General features: G+C 63.7%; 21 protein-coding genes and 1 pseudogene. 10 read left to right on the top strand and 12 right to left on the bottom strand.

Annotated features, from left to right (window positions below; all coding sequences use genetic code 11):
- Nucleotides 1–226: 226 nt before the first annotated feature.
- Both AB4Y36_RS14730 and AB4Y36_RS14725 read left to right on the top strand, forming a co-directional pair.
- Nucleotides 227–811: an ANTAR domain-containing response regulator gene (locus AB4Y36_RS14730; protein WP_368683383.1), complete on the top strand. Its 585-nt coding sequence runs from the start codon at nt 227–229 to the stop codon at nt 809–811.
- Nucleotides 812–830: 19 nt separating this feature from the next.
- Nucleotides 831–1,952 (top strand): CmpA/NrtA family ABC transporter substrate-binding protein, encoded by a 1,122-nt coding sequence (locus tag AB4Y36_RS14725; RefSeq protein ID WP_368683382.1) that lies wholly within the window; start codon nt 831–833, stop codon nt 1,950–1,952.
- 24 nt (nt 1,953–1,976) lie between these two features.
- Here the strand turns inward: AB4Y36_RS14725 and AB4Y36_RS14720 are convergent, their stop codons facing one another.
- The 5 genes from AB4Y36_RS14720 to AB4Y36_RS14700 all read right to left on the bottom strand — a co-directional run bounded on the left by AB4Y36_RS14720 (nt 1,977) and on the right by AB4Y36_RS14700 (nt 6,111).
- The gene (locus AB4Y36_RS14720) at nt 1,977–2,270 is read right to left on the bottom strand and encodes an antibiotic biosynthesis monooxygenase (protein ID WP_028202455.1); all 294 of its coding nucleotides are present in this window, start codon (nt 2,268–2,270) and stop codon (nt 1,977–1,979) included.
- 60 nt (nt 2,271–2,330) lie between these two features.
- Entirely contained in the window at nt 2,331–3,440 is a 1,110-nt protein-coding gene (locus AB4Y36_RS14715; protein WP_368683381.1) for an NAD(P)/FAD-dependent oxidoreductase, read from the bottom strand.
- A 160-nt stretch (nt 3,441–3,600) separates the two neighbouring features.
- Nucleotides 3,601–4,656 carry a porin gene (locus tag AB4Y36_RS14710; RefSeq protein WP_342949106.1) on the bottom strand — a complete coding sequence of 352 codons (1,056 nt, stop codon included), beginning with the start codon at nt 4,654–4,656 and terminating at the stop codon, nt 3,601–3,603.
- 253 nt (nt 4,657–4,909) lie between these two features.
- The gene (locus AB4Y36_RS14705) at nt 4,910–5,269 is read right to left on the bottom strand and encodes a protocatechuate 3,4-dioxygenase (RefSeq protein WP_324157852.1); all 360 of its coding nucleotides are present in this window, start codon (nt 5,267–5,269) and stop codon (nt 4,910–4,912) included.
- Nucleotides 5,266–6,111 (bottom strand): gallate dioxygenase, encoded by an 846-nt coding sequence (locus tag AB4Y36_RS14700; RefSeq protein ID WP_069265777.1) that lies wholly within the window; start codon nt 6,109–6,111, stop codon nt 5,266–5,268. The genes AB4Y36_RS14705 and AB4Y36_RS14700 overlap by 4 nt, the downstream gene beginning before the upstream one ends.
- A gap of 373 nt (nt 6,112–6,484) precedes the next feature.
- Here AB4Y36_RS14700 and AB4Y36_RS14695 point away from each other — a divergent pair, with 373 nt between their 5' ends.
- Complete coding sequence (locus AB4Y36_RS14695; RefSeq protein ID WP_368683380.1) at nt 6,485–7,228, top strand: GntR family transcriptional regulator; 744 nt, start codon at nt 6,485–6,487, stop codon at nt 7,226–7,228.
- Nucleotides 7,229–7,268: 40 nt separating this feature from the next.
- Entirely contained in the window at nt 7,269–8,528 is a 1,260-nt protein-coding gene (locus tag AB4Y36_RS14690; RefSeq protein ID WP_342949074.1) for a LysR family transcriptional regulator, read from the top strand.
- A gap of 68 nt (nt 8,529–8,596) precedes the next feature.
- Here the strand turns inward: AB4Y36_RS14690 and AB4Y36_RS14685 are convergent, their stop codons facing one another.
- Entirely contained in the window at nt 8,597–9,481 is an 885-nt protein-coding gene (locus AB4Y36_RS14685; protein WP_368683379.1) for a GNAT family N-acetyltransferase, read from the bottom strand.
- 131 nt (nt 9,482–9,612) lie between these two features.
- Between AB4Y36_RS14685 and AB4Y36_RS14680 the strand changes: the two genes are divergently transcribed.
- Nucleotides 9,613–10,110 (top strand): hypothetical protein, encoded by a 498-nt coding sequence (locus AB4Y36_RS14680; RefSeq protein WP_141710721.1) that lies wholly within the window; start codon nt 9,613–9,615, stop codon nt 10,108–10,110.
- A gap of 105 nt (nt 10,111–10,215) precedes the next feature.
- Here AB4Y36_RS14680 and AB4Y36_RS14675 read toward each other — a convergent pair.
- Both AB4Y36_RS14675 and AB4Y36_RS14670 read right to left on the bottom strand, forming a co-directional pair.
- A pseudogene (locus tag AB4Y36_RS14675) lies at nt 10,216–10,350 on the bottom strand (NAD(P)-binding domain-containing protein); the annotation flags it as partial.
- Nucleotides 10,351–10,414: 64 nt separating this feature from the next.
- Nucleotides 10,415–11,155 carry an SDR family NAD(P)-dependent oxidoreductase gene (locus tag AB4Y36_RS14670; RefSeq protein WP_069265773.1) on the bottom strand — a complete coding sequence of 247 codons (741 nt, stop codon included), beginning with the start codon at nt 11,153–11,155 and terminating at the stop codon, nt 10,415–10,417.
- Between the two features lie 122 nt (nt 11,156–11,277).
- On the opposite strand from AB4Y36_RS14670, the gene AB4Y36_RS14665 reads away from it, so the two are divergent.
- Nucleotides 11,278–12,168: a LysR family transcriptional regulator gene (locus tag AB4Y36_RS14665; RefSeq protein WP_368683558.1), complete on the top strand. Its 891-nt coding sequence runs from the start codon at nt 11,278–11,280 to the stop codon at nt 12,166–12,168.
- A gap of 27 nt (nt 12,169–12,195) precedes the next feature.
- On the opposite strand, the gene AB4Y36_RS14660 is transcribed toward AB4Y36_RS14665, so the two are convergent.
- Nucleotides 12,196–13,086, bottom strand: coding sequence for a LysR substrate-binding domain-containing protein (locus AB4Y36_RS14660; RefSeq protein WP_368683378.1), 891 nt, complete (start codon nt 13,084–13,086; stop codon nt 12,196–12,198).
- Between the two features lie 101 nt (nt 13,087–13,187).
- Here AB4Y36_RS14660 and AB4Y36_RS14655 point away from each other — a divergent pair, with 101 nt between their 5' ends.
- A complete protein-coding gene (locus AB4Y36_RS14655; RefSeq protein WP_069265770.1) occupies nt 13,188–13,778 on the top strand; it encodes a LysE family translocator in 591 nt (196 codons plus the stop codon).
- 2 nt (nt 13,779–13,780) lie between these two features.
- The gene (locus tag AB4Y36_RS14650; protein ID WP_069265769.1) at nt 13,781–14,173 is read left to right on the top strand and encodes a cupin domain-containing protein; all 393 of its coding nucleotides are present in this window, start codon (nt 13,781–13,783) and stop codon (nt 14,171–14,173) included.
- A 34-nt stretch (nt 14,174–14,207) separates the two neighbouring features.
- Here the strand turns inward: AB4Y36_RS14650 and AB4Y36_RS14645 are convergent, their stop codons facing one another.
- A complete protein-coding gene (locus AB4Y36_RS14645; RefSeq protein ID WP_141710732.1) occupies nt 14,208–15,296 on the bottom strand; it encodes an NADH:flavin oxidoreductase/NADH oxidase in 1,089 nt (362 codons plus the stop codon).
- A 236-nt stretch (nt 15,297–15,532) separates the two neighbouring features.
- Between AB4Y36_RS14645 and AB4Y36_RS14640 the strand changes: the two genes are divergently transcribed.
- Both AB4Y36_RS14640 and AB4Y36_RS14635 read left to right on the top strand, forming a co-directional pair.
- The gene (locus AB4Y36_RS14640; protein WP_368683377.1) at nt 15,533–15,955 is read left to right on the top strand and encodes a hypothetical protein; all 423 of its coding nucleotides are present in this window, start codon (nt 15,533–15,535) and stop codon (nt 15,953–15,955) included.
- A 209-nt stretch (nt 15,956–16,164) separates the two neighbouring features.
- The gene (locus tag AB4Y36_RS14635) at nt 16,165–17,292 is read left to right on the top strand and encodes an aminotransferase class V-fold PLP-dependent enzyme (RefSeq protein WP_368683376.1); all 1,128 of its coding nucleotides are present in this window, start codon (nt 16,165–16,167) and stop codon (nt 17,290–17,292) included.
- Nucleotides 17,293–17,384: 92 nt separating this feature from the next.
- Here the strand turns inward: AB4Y36_RS14635 and AB4Y36_RS14630 are convergent, their stop codons facing one another.
- Nucleotides 17,385–18,080 carry a 4-carboxy-4-hydroxy-2-oxoadipate aldolase/oxaloacetate decarboxylase gene (locus AB4Y36_RS14630; protein WP_069265766.1) on the bottom strand — a complete coding sequence of 232 codons (696 nt, stop codon included), beginning with the start codon at nt 18,078–18,080 and terminating at the stop codon, nt 17,385–17,387.
- Entirely contained in the window at nt 18,077–18,808 is a 732-nt protein-coding gene (locus AB4Y36_RS14625) for a PIG-L deacetylase family protein (protein WP_368683375.1), read from the bottom strand. Before AB4Y36_RS14625 ends, AB4Y36_RS14630 begins: the two co-directional genes overlap by 4 nt.
- Between the last annotated feature and the right edge of the window lie 491 nt (nt 18,809–19,299).

The raw sequence follows: 19,299 nt of genomic DNA, 5'->3' as shown, positions 1-19,299 counted from the left end.
CCACTGCGCCAACCGGGTGCGCCGTATCGACCATCGCACTGCTGCGGTGCACAACACATCGCGCGCCGAGTTTTTGCGAGGCGCACCCAAAACCCCAAGCGGCATGGCTTTGCGGCCAACGGAGAAACTGGCACGCACTTTGCTGAACCCTCATGCGCGCCCAGCGATGGCGCGCAATGCACCGATTAACCGTCGAAGACGTCATGCCGACGACCACCGAATCCTCATGCTGCGCGTACTGCTCGTAACCGACACCGACAAGCCTATCGGCGACCTGCGCGACGCGCTCGCCAAGCTCGGCTACGACATGCTCCCCGAGCCCGCCACACCGCAGGCGCTGCATCGCGTCGTCGAGCGCGAGCGGCCCGACGTCATCATCATCGACACCGAGTCGCCCTCGCGCGATACGCTCGAACAACTCGCGGTGATGAACGCCACCGCGCCGCGCCCGGTGCTAATGTTCAGCCACGATGCCAACCAGCAGCTGATCCGCTCGGCCGTGAATGCGGGTGTGACCGCCTATCTCGTGGAAGGGCTCGCGAGCGAGCGCCTTGCACCGATCCTCGAAGTCGCGCTCGCGCGCTTTGCACAGGAAGCGCAGTTGCGCGAGCGTCTCACGCAGGCCGAAAACGAACTGGCCGAGCGCAAGCTGATCGACCGCGCGAAGCGCATCCTGATGGAGCAACAGAAGCTGACCGAACCCGCGGCCTACGCGGCACTGCGCAAACGCGCGATGAACGAGAGCGTGAAGCTCGCCGAAGTCGCCCGCCAGATCGTCGCGCTCGCGCAAGCGCAGGAACGACCCGATTGAGCAGGAACGAAGCTCGCCCATGAACGCCACCCCTATCCTCGCCGCGCCCGAGAAAACCCATCTGAAGATCGGCTTCGTGCCGCTCGCCGACGCCGCGCCGCTCGTCGCCGCGAAGCTGCTGGAGTTCGGCCACGCGCACGGCCTCACGCTCGAGCTCTCGCGCCAGCCCTCGTGGGCGGCGCTGCGCGACAAGCTGCTGTCCGGTGAGCTCGACGCCGCGCATTCGCTCTACGGCCTCGTGTATGGCGTGCAGCTCGGCCTGGGCGGCCCGCAGACCGACATGGCCGTGCTGATGGTGCTCAACCGCAACGGCCAGGCCATTACGCTCTCGAACCGTCTCTCAGATGCGCTCGCCGAACACGGCTCGCTGCCGCGCGCGCTCGCCACGCTTGCGCGCAAGCCCGTGTTCGCGCAGACCTTCCCCACCGGCACGCACGCGATGTGGTTGTACTACTGGCTCGCTTCGCAAGGCGTGCATCCGCTGCGCGACATCGAGAGCGTGGTGATACCGCCGCCGCAGATGGTGGCCGCGCTCGCCGAAGATCGCCTCGACGGCCTGTGCGTGGGCGAGCCGTGGCCAGGGCTCGCGCAGCAGCGCGGCGTAGGACGCACGATCATCGCGAGCGGGGCAATCTGGCCGGATCATCCCGAGAAGGTGCTCGCCTGCCGGCGCGATTTCGTGGTGCGCCATCCGAACACGGCGCGCGCGCTCGTACAGACGATGCTCGAAGCGTGCCGCTGGCTGGACGGCGAAGGCAATCGACGCGAGATCGCGCAATGGCTCGCGCGCCCGCAGATGCTGGGGGTGGACGCCGCGCTGATCGCGGCACGGCTCGAAGCGGACCCGGCATCGCACACGCCAGGCATGAAGTTCTTCGAGGAAGGCCGCGTGAACTATCCGCACGAATCCGAAGGCGTATGGTTTCTGACGCAGTTCGAACGATGGGGCATGCTCGCGCGCCGAAGCGACTATCGCGAGATCGCGCGCGGCTTGAACCAGACCGCGCTGTACGGGCAAGCGGCGGCGGCGATGGGAATCGCGCTGCCGGCAGAGACGGCCACCGCGCCGTTCGTCGATGGACGCGTTTGGGACGGGGAGGACGCGGTGGGGTATGTGGAGGGATTCGGTATCAAGGCGTAAGCGCGGCTGGCCGCGCCCAGCCGCTTACTTCACGACGACCTGCGTGTGCCCCACGACAGGCGGCTTCTCGAAGTACGGGCCGACGAGCCGGCGCCATTCCTGAAAGTCATCGGACTCGCGAAAGTGCACCATGTGATCTTCGACGGTATCCCACTGCACGACGAGCACATACTGGTTCGGCTCTTCCACGCCGCGCTGCAATTCCACGCTGCGGCAGCCGCGTGCGCGATGAAAGAGCGGCAGCGCCTGCGCCACGTTTGCCTCGAATTCGGCGTTCTTGCCTGCGCTCACCGTGATATGCGCCATCTCGTAGACCATCCTGTTCTCCTTGTGATTCGCGTTGATTCGCGTTGATTCGCGTTTGATCCGCCACTGCAGTCAGTGTGTTTTCAGGCGTTCGATGACTTCGTCCGCAATCGCGAGCGAAGCCGTCAGCCCAGGCGACTCGATGCCGTAGAGGTTCACGAGCCCGCTCACGCCGTGCTCGCGCGCGTCCTGGATCACGAAGTCGCCGCCATGCTTGCCCTCGGCCAGCTTCGGGCGAATGCCAGCATAACCCGGTTGCAGCGCGTCGTCAGGCAGCGCGGGCCAGTAAGTGCGAATCGCCTCGTAGAATTTCGCCGCGCGGCCTGGGTCCACGGTGTAGTCGATCGTGTCGATCCATTCCACGTCCGGACCGAAGCGCGCCTGGCCGCCCAGGTCGATCGTCAGATGCACGCCCAGGCCCCCTTCCTCCGGCACCGGATAGATGAGCCGCAAAAACGGCGCCGCGCCCGCCAGCGAGTAGTAATTGCCCTTCGCGTAGCGCCCCGGCGGAATCGATTGCGCCGGCACGCCTTCGATGCATGCCGCGATCTGCTGCGCGTAGAGGCCCGCACTGTTCACCACGCGCGTGGCGAGCAATTCCATCGGCTCGTCGCCGCCTACCTTGAGAAGCGTCGGCTGGCCCGGCCGCACGAGGCCCCCCGTGACCGGCGAGCAAAACGCGAGCATGCCGCCCGCCGCTTCAAAGTCGCCCTGTAGCGCGAGCATCAAACCGTGGCTGTCGACAATGCCCGTGGAGGGCGATTCGAGCGCCGCCACGCACTCGAGCGCGGATTCCCGTGCGCGCGCCTCGCCACGGTCGAGCCAGCGCAGGTCGTCCACGCCATTGGCGGCGGCCGCCGCGCGAATCGCGCGCAGCGCGTCGAGCTGCCCTTTGTGCGTCGCGACGATGAACTTGCCGCAACGGCTGAACTCCACGCCCTTCTCCTCGCAATACGCGTAAAGCTTGTGCTTACCTTGCACGCACAGCCGCGCCTTGAGTGAGCCTTGCGGGTAGTAAATGCCCGCGTGTATCACTTCGCTGTTGCGCGAGCTGGTGCCCGTGCCGATGGCGTTTTCCGCCTCGACGAGGACGGTTTCCCAGCCCTGCTGTGCGCACGCGCGCGCAACCGCGAGACCGACCACGCCCGCGCCGATCACGACGCAATCCACCGTATCCGTCATGAAACTTCCTTTCTCGTCACGCGAGTGCTGTTGCAACTGGCGTTATTTTGCCCAATTCGCGAGCCTTTCGTGAAAGGATGCGCACCATGAAAAAACGCCGCCCGATCAGCCGATCGGGCGGCGTCAAACAACTGCCGGAGATGATGAAGCTAGCGGTGCATCAGAAGTGCGTATGCAGGCCCACGCGCGCAACCGCCTGGCTCTGACCGCTCGAAGCGCCGTCCGAGGAGTTCATGCCGTTGATCTGCGCGAGACCGCCCGAGCTGGCGCGCTGGTACACGCCCAGCACGTACACGCTGGTGCGCTTGGAAAGCGCGTAATCGACGATCGCCGCGACCTGGTGCGCGTGGTTGTTGTCGACCACGTCGTTGCCCTTCATGTACATGTACGACGCGCCGGCGCTGAGTGCAGGCGTGAAGTTGTAGTGCGCGCCCACCGAGCCCTGATACACCGAGCCGCCGTTGGCCGAGTTGTGCACGGTGGTGAAGAGCGCGTTCGTGATCCAGCCGCCGAAACGGTAGTGCGCGCCGATACCCCAGTTGCGCACGCTCACGTCGCCTTCGCCCGTCACGACGGTCTTGAGGTTCGTATAGGCCGCGTTCACGCCGAAATCATGTGCCGAGTAGTTCAGCGCGAAGCTCGTGCCATTGGCCGTGCCGATCGAACCGGCCACGCCGCCGAAGCTGTACATCGCGCCCGCGCTGAAGCCGCCGAACGTCGGCGACAGATACTTCACCGAGTTGTTGACGGTTTCGCCAGCCATGCGGTCCCAGTCGAACGAACCAGTCGGGTTGTTCGGCAGCGCGAGCTTCTGGAACGGACCTGCGCGGAAATCGTAGAAATGGCCCGAGAGCTCCGCCGGATCGTTGCCCGCGAAATACAGCGAGTCCGTCATGAAGTCGTACTGGTTGCCGAGCGTGAGCTTGCCCAGCTTGTCGTTGCTCAGACCCAGAATCGACGTACGGCTGAAGAGACTCTTGTTCGGCATGAACGCGCCGTTGTCCACCTGGAACTGGTTGACGAGCTGGAAGAAGGCCTTCGTGCCGCCGCCCAGGTCTTCCGTGCCGGTCATGCCCCACAGGTTCGGGCCGTTCACGCCGTCGTCCATCTTGACGTTGTGCTTGCCGCCCTGGTTGCTCACGTAGGTAATGCCCGTGTCCATCATGCCGTAGAGCGTCACGCTGCTCTGCGCGAACGCCGGTGCAGCACACGCCATCACACCGATGGCCCCCGTAATCGCCCATGCAATCTTTTTGTACTGCTTATGATCCTGCATTCTCCAGGTCTCCTGTTTTGAACAAACCTGTTTATTCGAGCATCGAAGGGTAGCGCTCTCGCCGCCCCGAGATCCGGCGAGCCGCAAGCGAGCGCGCGGCATGTGGGGCCACGCGGGTCAAACGCGTTCGAGTGGGCAAAATGCCCACCCGAGCGCAAAAGTCAATCAGGAAATCAAACGGTCGGGCAAACGCTCAGACTGCGTCGGGCACCTTGCGCGTCTTCAGGAACGCTTCGAGGGTTTCGCCGCGCATACTGGCGTACATGCCGAGATTCGTGATCTTCACCACGCGCGCGAACTTCTCGAGCACGAAGAAGCACACGCCGTATTGAATGAGGCCGAGCCAGTCCGTAGCGTCGACGAGCGCGCGCTCCTCGCTGGTGAGCGCGGCGGCGTCGTAGGCGGCCGTGCGGTCGCGCAGCCACAGATCGCGCGCTTGCGGCAGGCGCATTTCCCAGAAGAAGCGATTCAGGCGCATGGCCTTCATGCTCTGGCGAATGTCGAAGGGGTAGGTGCCCGTCAGTTCCTCGATGCCAACCAGTTGCGGATTCATTGCTGGCCCTCTTCTTCGTACACCGTGACCGCCATCGCCGTGCTGGTCGCGAGATAGTAGTTGCGATGGACTTCGCGGATCTTGCCGCCCAGCGCCCCGCGCATGGCGAGCCACATGATCGTCTCGACGCTTTCGGCGCCGCCAAGGCGCACGTAGTCCACGTGCTTCATCCGTGCGAGGCGCTCCGGATCGTTCACGATCAGGTCGAGGAACTCCATGTCCCATTCGGTGTTGTTGTAACCGCTGCGCTCGCCGTGCACCTGGTGCGAAAGGCCGCCCGTGCCGACCACCACCACGTCGAGATCCTGCTCGAACGATTCGATCGCGCGGCGCAGCGCCTGGCCGATCCGGTAGCAGCGGTTCGCCGTGGGCAGCGGATACTGGAGCACATTCACCTGGATCGGCACCAGCGCCGCGGGCCAGCCGCCTTCGTGCGGCAGCATGAGCGAAAGCGGCGAGTTGCAGCCGTGGTCGAGCGGCTTGTCCTGGAAGATCGTGAGATCGAACTCGTCGTTGACGAGCTGCTCGGCAATATGGATCGCGAGATCGGGGTGGCCCGCGATGTCCGGCAGCGCGCGCTTGCCCGCGCCTTCGTCGGCGAACTCGTGCGTGGCGGAAACGCCCAGTGCGAAGGTGGGATAGCAGTCGAAGAAGAAGCTGTTGGCGTGGTCGTTGTAGAACATCACGAGCGCGTCCGGCTTGCGCTCGGCGAGCCACTTCGCCACCGGTTCGTACCCCTGGAAGAGCGGCGCCCACGCGGGTTCGTTCTGCTTGCCCTTGTCGTATGCCATGCCGATTGTCGGCACGTGCGATGTGCCGATGCCGCCCACTATTCTTGCCATGATCTTGCCCTCTGCTGCTGTTCATGCGGCGCACTCGCGCCGCGCTGGACCCGATGCGCCGGCAGACGCCTTCGATCCATCACTTGGGATACGAAATTACAAAAACGCCGCCCAAACCGTAAGCAAGGGTTAACCACGATTTTTTCCCTTTCCCTCATGAATTCAAGGCTTGTGCGCGCTTGCGCACATTCGGCCGATCGCGCAAACCCGCGCGCCGCAACGGTTTTTGGTATCCTGAAACCCTGTTGCGGGAAGTGCGGCCGATCCGCCCCGGCAACCTCCTCATAAACGAAACAGATATCAAAAGAACGAACTCGCAAGGGCCGCGCGCGCCATACGCCGCGCGCCTCGCCCGCTGCGATTCACGCATGACATGAACGGGACGACCCAGCAAACCATCGTGCAGGCGCTGCGCACGCGCATCCTCTCCGGCGAACTCGAGCCCGGCGAGCGGCTCGTCGAGGCGCAACTCGCCGAGCGCCTCGGCATTTCGCGCACGCCGCTGCGCTATGCGCTGAGTGTGCTCGCCACCGAAGGCCTCGTCGAGCGCTCGGGCGCGCGCGGCTACACCGTGCGGCGCTTTTCGGTGACCGACGTGCTCAACGCCATCGACGTGCGCGGCGTGCTCGAAGGGCTCGCCGCGCGCACGGTCGCCGAGCGCGGCGTGAACCAGGCGCTCGCGCGCGCACTCGAAGACTGTCTGCGCGAAGGCGACGCGATTTTCGCGGCCGGCGTGCTCGACAGCGAAGCGGAAACGCGCTACGCCGCGATGAACGGCCGCTTCCACGCACTGATTGTGGAAGCGGCGCACAATCTTGCGGTGAGTGCCGCGCTCGGGCTCAACGACAAGATTCCATTCGTCTCGCCGGGCACGGTGGTGTTCGACAAGGCCGCGCAGCAGCGTCAGTTCATGATGCTCTCGTATGCGCACCGCCAGCATCACGCCATTGTCGGCGCGCTCGTCAACGGCGAAGGCGCACGCGTCGAGGCGCTGATGAAAGAGCACACGCATATTTCGAAGGAGAGCCTCAATCTTTCGGTCGACCGGCTGCATCTGAGCGCGGTCGACGATGGCGCCGCCGCCGCAGTTGCCATGGTTGCCACGGTCGCCGCATGAGACACGGCGCGTATCCCACCCAAAACGACATGATCGAGCCGTGAGCCAGCCCGAACTCCTGAACCTCGCGCATCTGCGCGCTTTTCGCCTCGTTGCCGACACGGGCAGCGCCACGCGCGCCGCTTCGGCCTTGTATCGCGCGCAATCGGCCGTCACGCGCTCGGTGCAGGAACTGGAGACGGCGCTGGGCGCGCCGCTCTTCGAGCGCAAACCGTCGGGCATGCTGCCCACGGCCGTGGGCCGCGTGGTGCTCGAGCGCTGCGCGCGAATTTTTGGCGAACTGGAAGAACTCGCGCAGTGGTGCGCAGCGCGCCAGGCGCGCCGGCGCGCGTTGAGCGAAGGCACGCTTCCCGCGTATCTGCTCAACACCCGGCGGCTGCAGCTTTTCGTCGCTCTCGCGCGACACCGCCATATGCCGAGCACGGCCAATGCATTCGGCATCAGCCAGCCCGCCGTGAGCAGCGCCATGCGCGTGCTCGAAAGCGGCTCGGGTGTCACGCTCTTCCATCGCGGACCGCGCGGCGTGCTGCTCACGGCCGAGGGCGAGACCTTCCTGCTGCACGTGCGGCGCGCGCTCAACGAACTGCGTCACGTACCCGACGATATTGCGGCGCTGCACGGCAATATCCAGGGCGCGGTGACCGTGGGCGCGCTGCCATTGGGCCGCACGCTGATCCTGCCGGCCGCGATCGCGCGCCTTTCCGCGCAGCATCCGGGCGTGCGCGTCGTGACCGACGAAAGCGCGTATGAACTGCTCGTGGCGGGCCTGCGCGCGGGCGACGTGGACTTCGTGCTCGGCGCGCTGCGCGAAAACGATGCGGCAAGCGGCCTGGGCAACGAGCGATTGATGTCGGAAGACATGGTCGTGCTCGCGCGGCGCGATCATCCACTCGCGAAAAAGCATGGCCTCACGCTCAACGATCTGCGTGATGCTCAATGGATACTTTCACGCACGCATTCGCCTTCGCGCGGGCTGCTCGAAGCGCAGTTCCGCCGCGTGAAGCTCAAGCCGCCCCTGCCCACCGTCGAAACCGCCGATCTCGCCGTGATTCGCGGGTTGCTGCTTGGCACGGACATGATCACGGCGCTCTCGGCGCAGCAGTTGCACTACGAAATCGAATCGGGCCAGTTGGTGATTCTCGACGTGCCGCTGCAGCACACACGCCGCGATATCGGGCTGACGCTGCGCGCGCAGGGCTCGCCCTCGCCTGCGGCACGCGCGCTGATCGACGCGATCCGGCTCGCGGTAATGGAAGTTGCGCCCGCAACGCGTGTGGTGGAGGGCCGGCGCGCGGGGTGAATCCGCAAGCCACATGAGACGATCGTCAGCGAGAATCGAAAGTCCGAAGTGCAAAGCGTTGCGCTCGTTCAGTCCAGGCGCTTTTCGAACCAGTGATGGGCATACGGTTCGGCGTTGAATGCATCGACTTCGACGAATCCAGATTGCCTGTATAGCGATATCGCCTCACACAGCGTTCGATTCGTCTCCAGACGAATAACGCGCGCCTTGGCCTGGCGGGCACGTTTCTCCGCCTCGACGATCAAGCGGCGGCCGACGCCCATACCGCGTGCGGAAGGACTCACCCACATTCTCTTGAGTTCGGCCGGGGACTTCTTGTGGAATTTCAGCGCGACACAGCCGATCGGGTCGCCGTGGAGTCTCGCGACGATTAGCGCGCCTGCCGGCGCCGCCAGTTCGACAGCATCTGCCGACAGGCTCAGGGACGGGTCGAATCCGGCTTCAAAACGCTGGTCGAGTTCGCTGAAATACTGTTCAAAGCACCACCGCGCGTCACTGCTATCCGGGTCCTCGAGCGCAAAATGCACGAGCGATGCCTGCAGCAAACGTTCGACCTCGAACATGGCTTCGACCAGTCGCTGACGCTGTTTCTCTCCGAGAGGTTCGAGCACGCGTAACGCGACCGCGTCGGAGAGCCGTTCGAGTTCAGCCCTTTCGACGAGACCCGCCTCAGTCAGGCAAGCCCGGCGAACCCGGCGGTCTTTCGAATCGGTGAGGACAACGACCAGTTTTTGCCGCTCGAGCGACGCCAGCGTACGGCTGACATAACCCGAATCAAGACTCAGCCGCGCGCGCAGCGTACGGATATCCGCCCCTTCGACACCGATCTCCCATAGCAGGCGCGATTCACCCATCGGGCGGCCTCGTCCGAGGAAATGATCGTCGATAGCGCCGATGCTTTCCGCGACGATGCGGTTAAACCGACGAATCTGAGGAATCGAGGACGCGCTCATATCTCTGACTCTAGTCAGAGATATCGAATCCGTCAACCGCGCATGCATTGCCCCGCTCGTCGAGTCAAACAAATGCGATGCCAGGGTTAACCTCGATAAATATATGCATAACGCACGCCGTAATAGTGGAGATGAGAACGCTAACGTTTGCGCAGAGACTACGAGCAGGCAGGAACCAAGAACCCACTAACCGGAGTCATTGCGCCCGCATCGCGCTCGCAGCCTTCGTCACCGCCCTCGCGGGATGCGGAAATGCCGTTTCGGATTCGGACATCCAGTTCGTCACGGCCGCCATGCCGGCGCAATTCGAGGCGTTCCGCATGTACGGCGCGGTCCCCTTTCGCGACGGCTCACCCGGTTTGTCTGCTCATGCGCCGGCCAGGCTCCAGCAGGGCTGCGAGGCGGTCGTTCGTTCGGCGAAGGGCAGCTTTCGCGAGTCGGTGGTCCTCGACAGCGAATCGGCCGAGTACTTCGAACTCGATGTCTCGCGTACGCCCGACGGATGGACTGTGACAACCGACAGCCTTGCCGCACCGAGCGGCAACTCCGTGGGACTTCGCACCCAGTTCACGAACTGCCTGACCGCAATCAAGGACAAGCTTCGGGCCCAGCCGGAGCGGGTACAGTGAGCCATGCTCCCGCATGGCGAACGGGCAGCGTCCGTCCACAAGCAACGCCATGCCCGTTATGAAAGCGCTCTCGCGGCAAGCGAGTTAGCGCGCGGCCGGTCAATCCAGCGACGGCCCAATCTGCGCTGCGAGCGAATCGACCGGGCGTCTGCCTGCCATGGCTACCTCGATGCCCTGATCGGCAAATGCCTGCGCGATGGCCGTGCCGATCTTGCCGAGCCCGATGATTGCATAGCTCATTGCACCCTCCATTCGTATTCCTGAATAACAGAAAATCACTTTGGCCGATTGTGTGCATCGGTTGTCAGACCTGGCCGATGCCGCCGTCATTCATCAGATCCGCGCCCGTCATATACGAACTCTGTTCGGAGGCGAGAAAGAGTGCCGCGCTGGCCATCTCCTCGGCGCGGGCGAGTCGACCGAGCGGGACCATGCTTTTGTACATGCTCACCAGATCCTCGCGCGTCGCCGACTGGGCGTCGAGTATCGGCGTGTCGGTGACGCCAGGACTGAGCATGTTGACGCGAATGCCGCGATCCTTGAATTCGGCGGCCCAGGTGCGCGCATAGGAACGCAACGCGGCCTTGGTCGCCGCGTAGGCCGTGTGCCCGGGAATGCCCATGACGTGCATGGCCGAAGAAACCAGGATGATCGATCCGCCCCCTGTCATCATCGGCAGCAGCTTCTGCACCAGAAAGACGGGGCCGCGCGCCATGAGGTTGAATGCCTTGTCGAAATGCTCCGGGGTGATGGTGTCGATCGAAGCCTGCTCGGTAAAACCCGCGTTCGACACGATGATGTCCACGACACCCTTTTCTTCCCTGACCGCCGCGGCGACGCGGTCGAGGTCATCGAGGTTCGCGGCGTCGGCCTGGATCGCAGTCACGTTGCGTCCGATCAGTTTGGCAGCCTCTTCGAGCGGACCTTGCCTACGGCCAAAGATAAAGACGTGCGCGCCTTCGGCGACGAACCGCTGGGCAATCGCCAAGCCGATACCTGTCGTTGCGCCGCTAATGACGGCGACCTTGCCTGTGAGAGTCGACATTGAAAATTCCTGCTTGTTGGTGAACGGAATCGACATCGTAATTGCCGCCCCAACGAATGATAATCAGCGGAGTTATCATGAGATCTATTCTTCGAGGGAATGGGTCTCACGAGAGACATGCAATGGATCGATTTCACGAATTGAACGCCTTCATCGCCGTTGTCGAAGCGGGCGGCTTTTCCGCAGCGGCGCGTAGAACCGGCGATTCACAGTCCGCCATCAGCAAGGCGATCGGTGCGCTGGAAAAACGCCTCGGCGTGCAGCTATTGAACCGCAGCACACGCAGCGTGACTCTCACTGATCAAGGGCAGAAATACTACGAGCGCACCAAGCCGTTGCTCGACGAAATCGAGGTAACCGACAACGAACTGAGCAGCAGTACGCTCGATGTCTCGGGCCTGGCCCGCATCGCCGCCGCCTCGACGTTCGGCCGCCTGCACGTTCTCCCGCTCATTCCCGAACTGCTGTCGCGCCATCCTGGGCTTCGGGTCGATCTCGTGTTGTCGGATTTCGTTCGCGATATGGTGGAGGATCGAATCGATCTCGCGATTCGCGTGGGTACCATCAACGATCCAGATTCGGTCGTGCGGAAAATCGCGAGCACCCCGCTGGTCTGCGTGGGATCGCGCCGCTATTTCGAGCAACACGGCATACCGAAGGATCCTGCGGAACTCGCGAGGCACAATTGCCTCGTCTATGGCGGTCTGATGGAATCGGCGAACTGGCCGTTTCATGGGCCGCAAGGGCGCTTCAACGTGCCCGTCCAAGGCAACCTGTCGTCCAATAGCGTCGAGACGATACGATCGGCCGTGCTCGCGGGTGTGGGAATCGGCCTCTTCGCGAAGCTCTCGCTCTCCGCCGAACTCGAGCATCCCGACATCGTCACCGTGCTGGACGACTTCATTGGGGACGCCCGTGATGTCAGCATCGTCTGGCCGAGCCGTCGCTTCGTGCCTGCGCGCGTGCGCCGGATCACCGACTTTTTTGCGGATGCCCTACCGCAGCGCTTGTAGAAGCGCGACGGCCTCGAACGCAAGGCATCAGGCAATGCTCGCAAGCTGCGGGCGTCGAGTGCCTGCGTCGTTCGACATCGATTCGCGCACGTGGCGCGCGAATTCCTGCGCCGCGGGCTGAACCGTCGCGGGCAATCGCAGGCAGATCGCGAACGGTGGCAGCGCGGGCAAGCCGGTTGCTTGAGGCGCGAGCGTCTCGAGGTCGGCCGGCACCGTGGAGGCGAGCCAGGTCGTGATCGCGAGGCCCGCACGCACCGTCGCAGCGGTCGCCTCGATGTTGCCGCTCTCGAATACCGTGCGCCACGCAATGCCCTCCTCTGCAAGCGCGCCGAGCACGACCGGCCGGAAGGCACATCGCTCGTCCACCATCGACAGCGGCAACGGCCGCTTCTGCCAGGCATCGCTGCCGCACCCCTTGACCCACACCAACGGCTCGATGCGGACGACTTCGCCTTCGGCTTCGCTCTCGACATATTCGACCAGCGATATATCCACGCGGCCGCTATGCACCGCTTCGCTCAATTCCGGCGACGCCGCACACACGAGCGAAATCTCCACTTGCGGATGCGCATCGGCGAACGCCTTCATCGCCGGGGCGAGCGGTGTCACGAGATCGTAGGGCACGCCCACGCGCAGGCTGCCGCGCAGTGATCGGCCCGTCATATCGGCCCAGATTTCGTCGTTCAACTGCAGCAGCTGGCGCGCCTTCACGAGAAATGACTCGCCATGGCGCGATAGCTCCAGCTTGCGCGTCTTGCGCACGAACAGCAGGCAATCCAGCACGTCTTCGAGACGCTTCACCTGCTGGCTCACGGCGCCTTGCGTCATATGCAGCAGATTCGCGGCGACCGTCATGCTGCCGCTGTCGGCGACGGCAACAAAGGTGCGGATCAGATCGAGGTCGAGGTTTCGGCTCATGGATGCATTATGCCGCGTAATGAATCGCATCAGGATTATTGCCTTTGATGATGCGTCGGCGATCCGTACAGTGCAAGTTTCATTCTTCCGGATCTGCACCGATGACCTCGATCCTGCCGCTTCTCCTGTTTGTCGTCATTGCGACCGTGACGCCCGGCGGCGCCACCACGCTCGCCACCGCTTCGGGTGCGCGCTTCGGTTTCGCGCGTTCGATTCCGCTGATGCTCGGCATCGCGATCGGCCTGGCTGTGCTCGCCGCCGTCGCCGGGCTCGGCCTGGGCGGTCTGCTGCTCGCGCTGCCGTCGCTGCAAACGGCGGTCAAGGCAGTCGGCTCCGCGTATCTGCTGTGGCTCGCGTGGCGCATCGCGCGCAGCGGGCCGCCGAACGCAGGTAACGGCCCCGCGCACCCCATCACGCTCGTCAACGGATTCCTGCTGCTATGGCTCAACCCGAAAAGCTGGGCGATGACGATCGGCGCCGCGGCGTCGTTCGCGCTGCTCGCAAGCAGTCCGAACCGACTGGCGCTGCTGCTCAGCGCTGCGTTCGGCGTGGCCGCATGCGTCTCGCTCGCGCTGTGGTGTGCACTCGGCGTGCTGCTCGCCCGCCTCTTTCGCACGCCGCGCCATTGGCGCATCCTTAACCTTGCGATGGGCGTACTGCTCGCCGCATCCGTCATTCCAGCATGGAGATAACGATGTCTGGTCATCCGTTTGCCGAATCGTTCGACCTCGAAGCCGCATTCGCCGGCGTGTCCGATTACTGGTCACCGAAAGTCGTCGCCCAGGTCAACGATCAGTACGTGAAGGTTGCCAAAGTGCGCGGGCAGCTCGTGTGGCACGACCACGAGCACGAGGACGAACTGTTCTTCGTCGTGCGCGGGCACCTGAAAATCGAGTATGAGGACGGGCGTGTCGTCGATCTGCCCGCGGGCTCGATGCACGTCGTGCCGCGCGGCACGCTGCACAATCCCGTCGCAGAGGACGAATGCTGGGTCGTGCTGATCGAGCCCGTGCAGACATTGCATACCGGGCGCGTGGAATCGCCGTTGACGAGGACGATCGACGAGCAGTTGGGCCAAGCGCGCTGAGGCGGCCTGGCCCGCGGACATCGACATCGCCGCTTCAAACAAACACCTTTTGCAGCCGACTGGGTTGAGCGCGAAGATACTGCTTCGGCGCCCTGACCTGGGCTCCGAAGTGAGCGGCAGCGTGCCATGGCCAGCGCGGGTCGAAAAGCACCGCTCGGGCCAGCGCGATCAGATCGGCGTCTCCCGTGCTGAGGATTGATTCGGCTTGTTCGAACTCGGTGATCATGCCGACGGCGATGACAGGGAGCGTCGTCGCCTGCTTCACGGCCCGTGCGAAGGGAACCTGATAGCCGGGCCCGACGGGAATTTGCGCGGCGGGGTTCGAGCCGCCACTCGAGACATTGATCGCGGCGCAGCCCCTAGCCTCCAGTGCGTGGACAAAAGCGATCGCGTCGTGCACGGACCACCCGCCGTCCATCCAGTCCGTCGCGGAGATCCGCATCGTCACGGGGCGATCGTGCGAAAACGCGTCTCGCACGGCTTCGAAGACCTCGAGTGGAAAGCGCATGCGGTTTTCCAGCGAGCCGCCGTACTCGTCGTCCCTGTGGTTCGAGAGCGGCGAAAGGAATTGATGGAGCAGATACCCGTGCCCACCGAGGATTTGAATGAAGTTCAGGTCGAGCCGTGAGGCGCGTTGCGCGGCGGCCGCGAAGGCATCGCGAATCGCGGCTAGTCCGCTGCGGTCCAGGGCAGTGGGTGGTGTCTCACCGGCCGCGAAAGCAACCGGGGATGGGCCGTAGGTGTTCCAGCCGTTTGCGCGACCATGAGGAATCTGTGCGCCGCCGTCCCATAACTTCTGCCGCGAGCCTTTTCGGCCGGCATGGTTGAGCTGGATCCCAATCGGCGTGTCGGACCAGCGCCGAACGCTCTGCAGCACGCGCGCCATGGCGAATTCGCTCTCGTCGGAATAGAGCCCTACGTCGCCGTAACTCGTGCGCCCCCCGGGGGTGACCGCCGTCCCCTCGATGGTGAGCGCCGCCGCACCGGAAAGCGCCAGTTGGCCGAGATGAATCAGGTGCCAATCGTTCATCAGCCCTTCTTCGGCCGAGTACTGGGCCATCGGGGCGATCACGATCCGGTTGGCGAGGTTCAGGTTGCCGATCTGTATCGGCGTGAACAGCATTGGATGGCTCGAACCGGTGCCAGTCGTGGCGCCGCTATTCGCGGCGACTTTGCCTGCGGGTGTGGACATGAAAATCTTCTGCCGGGTGATGAGTGACAGGTAGATCGTAGTGGCCACATGACGGAGCGATAATTCGCAGATTCTTCATAAGCCCGATTCCCGACGAGAATAGCCATGAGCGGCAGCATGCGGCCGCGTCAGAGCGGTTATGCTGTGCGTCAACGCAGGAGGCATGCATGGCAGAAACGTGGCAATTCCAGGTCCGCATCACCGTCGTGCCCGAGTTGGCCGATGCGCTGCGGGACAACCGCTCCTACGCGGGGCGCGACTTACTCGAAGCCGTCTTGCGCGATCACGACGCCTCCTTGAAGTGCCAGTTCGACGCATTCGCCGATTATGTCGAAGAGGCGGAACGCGCCGGGCGGGAAAGTTATCCGCTATATCAATGGACGAAAGAGACGATCGCCAATCCAGCGAAAAAGGCGAAGTACCTGAAGTCGTTCGCGATATACGTTCGCGGTGAAGCGGTCTACGACAGGGAAAGCGCCGACGGGCTGTATGCTCGGCTCTCGGCCCTCGCTGACCAGCTGGGCATCGAAAGCGTGAACCGGTTCGACACGAACCCGGCCAACAATCCGCAGCCGCCCGCGCGCACGTGAGACAGACACCGGTTCTGCCGCATCGCACCATTGCCACGGGCCACCAGGCGCTTTGTACTTGCGCCAGATAGCACAGAAAATATGCCCCAGCCTGCAGACGGCATTCGTTAGAATCTATTTTCGTCGCGACAACAAACCCATCTGCATGGGTGCAGCAGCATCGAATCGCACATGCTGCTCACCTTGTTCATCCTTTATCGGAGGCGAGCGTGTCAGGTTTACTTCCCAATGTCGACCGCGAGGGACTCCTCGAATATTCAGTGGTTTACACCGACCGCTCGATCAATCACATGTCGCAGCTCTTTCAGGGCGTCATGCGGGATATCTCTAGCTCCCTGAAAAAAGTCTACAACGCGAAGTCGGTCGTGATCGTCCCAGGCAGCGGGACTTTCGGCATGGAAGCCGTTGCCCGGCAGTTCGCGACGAACAGGAAGTGCCTCGTCATTCGCAATGGCTGGTTCAGTTTCCGCTGGTCGCAGATTTTCGACATGGGCAGCATTCCCTCTGAATCGATCGTGTTGAAGGCGCGCCCGGTCGAACAGGGAAGGCAGGCCGCCTATGCGCCGCCCCCGGTCGAAGAAGTCGTCGCGGCGATCAAGGAGAACAAGCCCGATCTGGTCTTTGCGCCGCATGTCGAAACCGCATCGGGAATGATGCTGCCCGATGCGTATCTGCGCGCGGTGGCCGACGCCGTGCATGCCGTAGGCGGCATGTTCGCACTCGACTGCATCGCCTCCGGTACGGTCTGGGTCGACATGGAGAAAAGCGGCGTCGATATCCTGATCAGCGCACCGCAAAAGGGCTGGAGCGCGTCACCCTGTTGCGCGCTCGTCATGCTCGGCCCGCTCGCCCGCGAACGGATCGACGCAACGACCAGCACCAGCTTCGCCTGCGATCTTCGCAAGTGGCTGCAGATCATGGAAGCCTATGAGAGCGGCGGATTCGCTTACCACGCGACCATGCCCACGGACAGTCTCGCGACGCTGCGCGACGTGATCAAGGAAACCGAGGCATACGGCTTTGACAAGGTAATGGCGGAGCAGCTCGAACTCGGCAAGCGTATTCGCTCGCTGCTCGTGAGCAAGGGTTTCCGAAGCGTCGCGGCCGAAGGTTTCGAGGCACCGGGCGTCGTGGTCAGCTATTCGGACGACGACGGCATACGATCCGGCAAGAAGTTCGCCGATGCCGGCGTGCAGATCGCGGCTGGCGTTCCCCTCCAATGCGACGAGCCTGAAGACTTCAAGACCTTCCGTATCGGGTTATTCGGCCTCGAAAAACTGCATGACATCGAAGGCACGGTCGCGAGGTTCGCGAAGGCGTTGGACCGCATTCTTTAACCCGCTTCGTCAGGTCATCGCGAAGCGAAACGAGCGCCCTTGCGGCGCTCGTTGTCGTTTTGGCGCCTCGTGTGAAGTCAAACGCTGCGGACTCACGCGTCTGCCGGCGTGTCGACGTAGCGCAGACCCTTTTCGGCCAGGCGCTCGCGCATGCCGTAATAGTCGAGGCCGAGCGTGCCGCCCGCGAGCACCGCGCGCGTCTTTTCTTCCTTGGCGAGGCGCGCCTGGGTCGCTTCCACGACCTTCGCAACGGTGGCGAACGGCACCACGACCACGCCGTCGTCGTCGGCCACGATGACGTCGCCCGGGTGCACGATCTGCTGCGCGCACACCACCGGCACGTTCACCGAACCGAGCGTTTCCTTCACCGTGCCTTGCGCCGAAACGGCCTTCGACCACACCGGGAAGTCCATCGCCTTCAGTGCGCGCACGTCGCGGCAACCCGCGTCGATGATCAGGCCGCGCACGCCGCGCGCCGCGAGCGAGGTGGCGAGCAGCTCGCCGAAGTAGCCATCTTCGCAAGGCGAAGTGGGTGCAGCCACCACCACGTCGCCTTCGCGACACTGCTCCACGGCCACGTGCAGCATCCAGTTGTCCGAGGGCGGCATGAGCACGGTCACGGCCGAGCCCGCGATCGCGGCGCCCGAATAAATGGGCCGCAGATACGTGGCGAGCAGGCCGAGACGGCTTTGCGCCTCGTGCACGGTGGCCGTGCCGGCTTCCTTGAGGATTTCGATGTGACGCGCGTCGGCGCGCGGAATCTGGGTGACGACGACACCACGTTTCATGACAGATCTCCCACCACTGCGGGCGTCAGGCGCATATAGCCTTCCGCGTATTGAATGTCGCGCTTCGCCGTAATGCCGATGTTGCGCTTGGCCTGCACGCCGCGCTGTTGCGCGACACGCGTGTAGTACTCCCAAAGGTGTTCCTGGCCCGCCATGCATTCGATGGCGCGGCGTTTCACGTCCCACACTTCGGTGATGTCGAGGAAGGTGTTCGGAATCCACTCGCACTGCTCGGTCTGGTGCGGTTCGAATGCGTAGACCGGCGGCGCGCCGACGATCTTCTGCCCCGGATTGTGGCCTTCGGCCTGGGCGATGATGCGCGCTTCCTGCGCCACGTGCATCGCGAGCGGATGATCGAAGTTGTACGGGTCTTTCTGCGAATGGCTCAGCACGAACGCGGGCTGCACGTCGCGATAAACGTCGACGAGGCGCAGAAGCGCTTCATCGGAAACGCGCAGCGGGTAATCGCCCAGATCGAAGAACTCGCACTCCGCGCCCAGAATCTCGGCGGCGGCGAGCGCCTCCTCGCGGCGCGCGGCCTTCACTTTCTCGATGGTCATGTCGGGGCCCTTGCGCCAGAGCTTCGCAGACTCGCCGCGCTCGCCAAACGAGAGGCACACCACCTTCACGCGATAGCCGTTCTTCTTGTGCAGGGCAATCGCACCGCCCGCGCGCCATACGAAATCCGCGCTGTGTGCGCTCACCACGAGCATCGTTTTTTCAGTCATTTCCGGTTCACCAGACGTCGAACATCACGAAGCCTCATTGTAGGTTTGAGCGCGCCGTGCGAACCAACGAAAGGACTGCCGAAAGGCATCGAATCTGCTTATCGGCGCCGCATGGAACGCGCCTCGAAAACGGGCCAGGCCGCGTCTTGCCCATGCGGCGTCAAGCGTCGCGCTGTGCATTGGTTGAGCGCGCAACGACGCTGGACGACGCCGCGCGTTCGCGCGGCGCACGCACGCCTCGTGACCCCGAATTTCCCAACCTTTCGTTGCGCCCACATCGAATGCCTGACGCTGAAATTGTTGGGTAAACGCTGAATATACCTACTGACAGCAATATATAAATAACACGCATTCTCATTTGCAATACAATCCGCATACTTTTCCGGGCCGCTCGTGGGGCCAGCTCCGCGAGCCCTGTCTGCCCGGCAAAGCATAACCATTCGCCCGGAGCCTGCGCACAGCGCCAAGGCATCACGAGGCGCCAGCGCTAC

This window comes from Paraburkholderia sp. BR10936 (genome assembly GCF_040965735.1).
Classification (GTDB): Bacteria; Pseudomonadota; Gammaproteobacteria; order Burkholderiales; family Burkholderiaceae; genus Paraburkholderia; species Paraburkholderia nodosa_A.
This window is presented reverse-complemented; position numbering and strand designations above follow the sequence as displayed.